The sequence below is a fragment of the Oceanicella actignis genome (genome assembly GCF_900111545.1).
Classification (GTDB): Bacteria; Pseudomonadota; Alphaproteobacteria; order Rhodobacterales; family Rhodobacteraceae; genus Oceanicella; species Oceanicella actignis.
On sequence record NZ_FOHL01000022.1, the window covers coordinates 1 to 5,224 of the forward strand.

6 protein-coding genes are annotated in these 5,224 nt (G+C 70.3%); all 6 read left to right on the forward strand.

From position 1 onward, the window contains the following. A partial coding sequence (locus tag BMW67_RS15155; protein ID WP_218139779.1) for a hypothetical protein occupies positions 1-234 on the forward strand: 234 nt, incomplete at its 5' end. Between the two features lie 66 nt (positions 235-300). Next, positions 301-666 carry a hypothetical protein gene (locus tag BMW67_RS15160; protein ID WP_091764283.1) on the forward strand — a complete coding sequence of 122 codons (366 nt, stop codon included), beginning with the start codon at positions 301-303 and terminating at the stop codon, positions 664-666. Continuing rightward, positions 666-1,670 (forward strand): PD-(D/E)XK nuclease family protein, encoded by a 1,005-nt coding sequence (locus BMW67_RS15165; RefSeq protein ID WP_072748550.1) that lies wholly within the window; start codon positions 666-668, stop codon positions 1,668-1,670. Before BMW67_RS15160 ends, BMW67_RS15165 begins: the two co-directional genes overlap by 1 nt. Next, the gene (locus BMW67_RS15170) at positions 1,664-3,403 is read left to right on the forward strand and encodes a DEAD/DEAH box helicase (protein WP_091764285.1); all 1,740 of its coding nucleotides are present in this window, start codon (positions 1,664-1,666) and stop codon (positions 3,401-3,403) included. The genes BMW67_RS15165 and BMW67_RS15170 overlap by 7 nt, the downstream gene beginning before the upstream one ends. Beyond that, positions 3,400-3,624: a DUF6511 domain-containing protein gene (locus BMW67_RS15175; RefSeq protein ID WP_072748549.1), complete on the forward strand. Its 225-nt coding sequence runs from the start codon at positions 3,400-3,402 to the stop codon at positions 3,622-3,624. The genes BMW67_RS15170 and BMW67_RS15175 overlap by 4 nt, the downstream gene beginning before the upstream one ends. Further along, on the forward strand, positions 3,624-5,224 hold a 1,601-nt coding region (locus BMW67_RS15180), incomplete at its 3' end, for a PriCT-2 domain-containing protein (RefSeq protein ID WP_177174527.1). The genes BMW67_RS15175 and BMW67_RS15180, both read left to right, overlap by 1 nt.

A 5,224-nucleotide genomic window follows, 5' to 3' on the forward strand; every position in this document is an offset into this window, starting at 1 on the left:
GCCACGGGCAAGCTGCAGGTGAACGACAGCGAGGAGCTGCACCTGATCCCGATGACGATCCAGGTCGGCGTGAAGCCCCCGAAGGACGGCTACGGCGAGAAGAACACGATCCGCTACCTCGTGCCCGAAACGCCGCCTGCCGCACCGAAACAGCCGGCTGCGGCACAGCCGGCCAGCGCACCCGCCCAGCCGACCGCCCGCCCGACCACCGCGCCCTGGCGCGCCAAGAGCTGACGCCCTCGGCCGCCGCGGGCTGACACTCGCGGCGGTCCGGACATCGCCAGACCCGAGAGACCGACCATGACCAACATCACCGACGCGGCCTGCGCGGCCGCGAACGCCCCCGGCTTGCCTGACGACGCCCGGCGCCTGATCGAGATCGAGGACGCCATCGCGAAGATCCGCACGCAGATCGCGACCGCCGATCTGGCGCGGCAGCGGACGGCGAAGCCGATCGACCCCGACTGGTTTCACCGCGCGCGCACGGCGCTGCGCCACCTCAATCGCGAGCGCGCCGAGATCCTCGCCCGTCAGGGCGGCCGCCGCCGGCGCGAGCGCCTGAAGGACATGATCATCGCCGTCCTGCGCGAACGCCATGACGGCGCCGCCTGGACCGCGGTGCTGGCGGAGGCGCGGGCGCGGCTCGAGCAGGAGGAGGCGCGCTGATGGCCGAGCTTCCCGACCCCCCGACGCCGACCCTCTCCGCGATTTACGCCGCCTACGAGGCCCGGCAGGGCGACGGCTTCCGCGACCACCTCGGCGCCTCGCTGATCGGCAAGTCCTGCGCCCGCGCGCTCTGGTACGACTTCCGCTGGGCGACGCCAGCGCGGCACACCGGCCGCATCCTGCGGCTCTTCGAGACCGGCCAGCTTGAAGAGGCGCGGCTCGTCCGCGATCTGCGCGCCACGGGCGCCACCGTGCTGGAGGTCGATCCCGAGACCGGGCGGCAGTTCCGCGTCGAGGCCCATGGCGGCCATTTCGGCGGCTCGCTCGACGCGGTCGCCCTCGGTCTGCTCGAAGCGCCGAAGACCTGGCATGTCGTCGAGTTCAAGACGCATTCGGCGAAGAGCTTCGCCGAACTCGTCGGCAAGGGCGTCGCGCTCGCCAAGCCCCGGCACCTTGCGCAGATGCAGGTCTACATGCACCTGACCGGCATCTCGCGGGCGCTCTACGTTGCGGTCTGCAAGGACTCCGACGCGCTGCACATCGAGCGCGTCCCGGCCGATCCCGAGATGGGCGAACGCCTGCTGGAAAAGGCGCGGCGGATCATCTTCGCCCAGCATCCGCCCGAGCGGATCAGCGCGGATCCCGCCTGGTTCGAGTGCCGGTTCTGCGACCACCACGGGCTCTGCCATGGCGAGGAGGCCGCGGCCATCACCTGCCGGTCCTGCCTGCATTCGACGCCCATCGAAGCGCCTCCAGAAGAAGTGGGAACCGGTTCTTCGTCCGGAAGCGCGACCAACAGGGACGTCGGCGGCTGGCATTGCGCGCGCCACGACCGGTTGCTCGACCCGGCGGACCAGCGCCGCGCCTGCGCCCGGCACCTGTTCATCCCCGATCTCGTCCCCGGCGAGGTGACCGACGCAGGCGAGGACTTCGTCGCCTACCGCATGCGCGACGGCTCGGCCTGGACCAACGACGCCCGCGATGAGGAGGCCGCCGCATGCTGACCCTGCGCCCCTACCAGCAGGCCGCGATCGCCTCGATCTACGGCTATTTCGAGAAGGAGAGCGGCAACCCGCTCGTCGTCATCCCCACCGCCGGCGGCAAGAGCCTCGTCATGGCCGCCTTCACCTGTGGCGTGCTCAAGGCCTGGCCGGATCAGCGCGTGCTCGTCGTCACCCATGTCCGCGAGCTGATCGCGCAGAACCATGCCGAGATGCTGGGGCTCTGGCCCGAGGCGCCGGCGGGCATCTACTCGGCCGGTCTCGGCCGCCGCGATGCGCGGGCCCGGATCCTCTTTGCCGGCATCCAGTCGATCCACGACAAGGCGACGCGCATCGGCCATGCCGACCTGGTGCTGATCGACGAGGCCCATCTGATCCCCGGGCGGTCGAACACCATGTACCGCCGCTTCCTCAATGACCTGCAGGCGATCAACCCGGCGCTGAAGGTGATCGGGTTGACGGCGACGCCGTTCCGGCTCGACAGCGGCATGCTGCACGAGGGCGAGAACGCGCTCTTCACCGACATTGCCTACGAGGTGTCGGTCCGCGACCTGATCGATCAGGGCTATCTCGCCCCGCTCATCTCGAAGCAGACGCAGACCCGGCTCGATGTGACGGGCGTGGGATCGCGCGGCGGCGAGTTCATCGCGCGCGATCTCGAGGACGCGGTCGACCAGGATGCCATCACACGCGCGGCCGTGGCCGAGGTGATCGCCCATGGCGAGACGCGGCGGTCCTGGCTCGCCTTCTGCTCGGGCGTCCGCCACGCCACCCATGTTGCCGAAGAGTTCCGCCGCCGCGGGGTCAGCTGCGCCACCATCTTCGGAAAGACGCCGAAGGACGAGCGCGACCGGATCATCGCCGCCTTCAAGCGCGGCGAGATCAGGGCGCTGGCCTCGATGGGCGTGCTGACGACGGGCTTCAACGCACCAGCCGTGGATCTGATCGCCATGCTGCGGCCCACCAAGTCGGCCGGGCTCTACGTCCAGATGGCGGGTCGGGGCACGCGGCTCGCCGAGGGCAAGGAGAACTGCCTCGTTCTCGATTTCGCGGGCAATGTCCGCCGGCATGGCCCCATCGATCTCGTGCGGCCGAAGCGGCCGGGCGGTCCGGGCGACGGGCCGCCGCCCACCAAGATCTGCCCCGAATGCGGGACCATCGTGGCCATTGCCGCCCTCGAATGCCCCTGCTGCGGCTTCGAGTTCCCCGGCCGCGAGGTGAAGCTCGAGCCGACCGCCTCGACGCTGGAGGTGCTGTCCACCGGCAAGCCGCAATGGGTCGGCGTCACCGACGTCACCTTCAGCCGCCACGAGAAACGCGGCGGGCGGGTTTCGCTGAAGGTCACCTACCGCTGCGGGCTCGCCTTTCACACAGAATGGGTCTGCTTCGAGCACGAGGGCTATCCGCGCCGGAAGGCCGCGAGCTGGTGGCGCGAGCGGGCGCCCGAGTTGGAGGTGCCCCAGTCCGTCGACGAAGCGCTCATCCTCGCGGACGAGCTGCGTCGCCCCACCGAGATCGCCGTCCGCCCCGCGGGCCGCTTCACCGAAATCACCGCCTACAGGTTCGCCCCATGCCTCACAGCCGTTCCGGCCTCTGCGCCGTCTGCCATCGAGAACCCCGCGGCTGGGGCTGGTTCGACCCGCGCTTTGCCGTCTCCGACCCGCGGCGCGACACGAGCCGCAGAGACCTCTGCAGCCGGGTTTGCCAGGACATCTGCCACCGGAGGTCGGGCATGATCGATCCGACCCCGAACGAGACTGCGGCCATGGTCGAGGGCGGCAAGGCCGGCGGCGCATACCTCGACAGTCTCGGGAAAACCGATCTCGCCCTGCTCACCGAGAAGGAGTGGGACACCTTCGTCGAGGTGATCGTCACCGGCTACTGCGACCACCTGCGCGATCTGGCGGCCAAGGACCGCGCCCGGCTCGTTGGCATGATCCCGGAGGCGCCCTTCTGATGGCGGACACCTCGTGGATGGCGCGCGTGGGCGCGCGTCTCGTGGCCAATGGCTACGCGATCCTGCCGATCGCGCCGGGCGCCAAGAAGCCGGGGCTCTTCGCCCGCGGCGCGTGGCGCGACTATCCGCGCTGGAACAGGCATGCGCATCGCGCCACGACCGAGATCGAGGTCGCAACCTGGTCGAGCTGGCCCGGCTGCGGCGTCGGAATCGCGGGCGGTGCAGTCGCAGCACTCGACATCGACATCGCCGAAGATGGCGAGCTGGCGCTGCGCATCGAACGCTTGGCCCGCGAACGGCTGGGCGACACGCCGGCGCTCAGGATCGGCAAACCGCCGAAGCGGCTCCTCGTCTATCGCACGCGAGAACCCTTCGCCGGGATCCGGCGCGCGCCGCTGGAAATGCTTTGCCTCGGGCAGCAGTTCGTGGCCTATGCCGAGCATCCCGATACCGGCCGGCCCTACGCCTGGCCGGACGAGGGCCTCGCGGATCTCGACATCGAGAGCCTGCCCGAGATCGACGCCGACCGGGCAGCGGCCTTCCTCGACGAGGCGCTGGCGCTGATCCCGCCCGATCTGCGCCCGAAGAGCCTCGGTGCGAAGGCGGCGAACGGGACCGGGCACCCATGTCTGCCCGCGCATGCGCAGGCTGGGACGCTGGCGGCGATCCGGAGCGCGCTCGCCTGGCTGCCGAACGCCGAGCTCGATTACGACAGCTGGATGCGCATCGGCATGGCACTGAAGGGTGCCTTGGGCGATGAGGGCGCAACGCTCTTCACCGAATGGTCGGCGCAGGCGGCCAAGAACGACCCGGCCGCGACGGCGAAGGCTTGGGCGAGCTTCAGGCCCGCGCGGATCGGCGCCGGCACGATCTATCACCTCGCCATGGAGAAGGGCTGGCGTCCCGACCCCGACCTGCTGCTCGACGGCAGTCAGAAGGCGTGTGCGGCCGACGAGCATCCCGCGGCCGGCCTCCTCGCGCGACTCGCACGGCCCGAAACCTCAGCGCCGATCCTCCCGCCCACGCCGTCCTTCACGCTGACGATCCCGGGCGGGCTCGTGGGCGATCTCGCACGCTACATGATCGAGACGGCACGCAGGCCTCAGCCGCTTCTCGCGGTGGGCGCGAGCCTCTGCGCCCTCGGCGCCCTGATGGGGCGGCGCTACCGCACCGAGTCAGACCTGCGCACCAACCTCTACATCGTCGGCATCGCCGACAGCGGCTCGGGCAAGAACCACGCCCGCGAGGTGGTGAACCGGCTCTTCTTCGAGGCGGGGCTCGCGCATCACCTCGGCGGCAACAAGATCGCCTCGGGCGCGGGGCTGCTGACCGCGCTCCACCGCCAGCCGGCGATCCTGTTCCAGCTCGACGAGTTCGGGATGTTCCTCTCGGCCGCGGCCGACCGCAAACGCAGCCCGCGCCACGTCACCGAAATCCTCGACAACATGACGGAGCTCTACAGCGCGGCGAGCGGCGTATTCCTCGGCGCGGAATACGCCAACCGCGACGGCTCGAACGAGCGGCGCGACATCGTCCAGCCCTGTCTCTGCGTCTATGGCACCACCACGCCGCTTCATTTCTGGGGGGCGCTTCAGGGCGC